Origin of the sequence: Motilibacter deserti (genome assembly GCF_011250635.1) — a bacterium.
In the GTDB taxonomy this organism is placed as follows: Bacteria; Actinomycetota; Actinomycetes; order Motilibacterales; family Motilibacteraceae; genus Motilibacter_A; species Motilibacter_A deserti.
The window spans coordinates 1-1,284 of the sequence record NZ_JAANNP010000237.1 but is presented as its reverse complement, the minus strand read 5'-3'; the positions used below and the strand labels follow the sequence as shown (position 1 = coordinate 1,284).

Here is a 1,284-nt window from a genome sequence, read left to right as displayed (position 1 = left end):
CCGGGCGGTCGGCCAGGGCGGCGAGGCGCCGCGAGGCCATCACGATGACCTGGGCGCCGGTCGAGGCCACGAACTCCACCTGCTCGACGTAGGCGTCGACGACGTCGTCGAGGGTGTGCAGGTCCGCCCGGTGGTCGGTGCCGGCCCCTGCCGCGATGCGCGCGCCGGCCGCCAGCGCCTGGGCGCTGCTGCGCAGGATCAGCTCCTGCACCGCCGGCCAGTCCAGGCCCATCCCGCGCTGCGCGGTGTCCATCGCCTCCGCGACGCCAAGGCCGTAGCGGAAGAGGTGTCGCCGGAAGGCGAGCGTGGACTCCCAGTCCACGACCGCCGGTGCTCCTGGCACGTTGTCACCCAGCGGGTCGGCGACGACGTGCGCCGCCGCGAAGGCCACCCGGCTGCGGAACCCGCCCGGGTGCTCCGGCCAAGCGCGCGGCTCGCGCAGGGGCACTTCCCGCCAGCCGGACGGGGAGGGCACCCGCACCGTGTCGGCACCGAGCACCGTGGTCATGGCGTCACCGCGGCCATCGGCACGCGCACGCCCTCGGCCGAGGAGCGTAGGCCGGCCTCGACGAGCTGCAGGCCGCGTACGCCGGCCCGGAAGTCGTAGGGGTGCGGGCGCCCCGCGTCGACGTCGACGAGGAACTGCTCCCACTGCGCGCGGAAGCCGTTGCCGAACGCCTCGTTGTCCGGCACCTCCTGCCACTGGCTGCGGAAGTCCTCCGTCGTCGGCAGGTCCGGGTTCCAGACCGGCTTCGGGGTCAGGACGCGCGGCTGGACGCGGCACCCGAAGAGCCCCGCGACCGCCGACCCGTGCGTCCCGTCGACCTGGAACTCGACGAGCTCCCCGCGGTCCACCCGCACCGCCCACGAGGAGTTGATCTGCGCGATCACCCCGCCGGCCAGCTCGAAGATGCCGTACGCCGCGTCGTCCGCCGTCGCGTCGTAGGGCTCGCCCTGCTCGTCCCACCGCCGCGGGATGTGCGTGACCGCCTTGGCCGTGACGGCCTCCACGGGGCCGAAGAGGTTCTCCAGCACGTAGTTCCAGTGGCAGAACATGTCGAGCACCATCCCGCCGCCCTGGTCGGCGCGGTAGTTCCAGCTCGGCCGCTGCGCGGGCTCGAGGTCGCCCTCGAAGACCCAGTAGCCGAACTCGCCACGAACGGACAGGATCCGCCCGAAGAACCCCGCCTCGATCAGCTTCTTCAGCTTGCGCAGGCCGGGCAGGTAGAGCTTGTCGTGCACGACCCCGGAGATGATGCCCGCAGAGTCGGCGGCGTCGACGAG

The 1,284-nt window shown here is 73.2% G+C and carries 2 protein-coding genes; both read right to left on the bottom strand.

Going from position 1 to position 1,284, the window contains the following annotated elements; genetic code table 11:
* A partial coding sequence (locus G9H71_RS22750; RefSeq protein WP_166285014.1) for a DUF993 family protein occupies nt 1–508 on the bottom strand: 508 nt, incomplete at its 3' end.
* Nucleotides 505–1,284, bottom strand: a 780-nt coding sequence (locus G9H71_RS22745) for a Gfo/Idh/MocA family protein (protein ID WP_166285013.1), incomplete at its 5' end; no start/stop codon positions are given. The genes G9H71_RS22750 and G9H71_RS22745, both read right to left, overlap by 4 nt.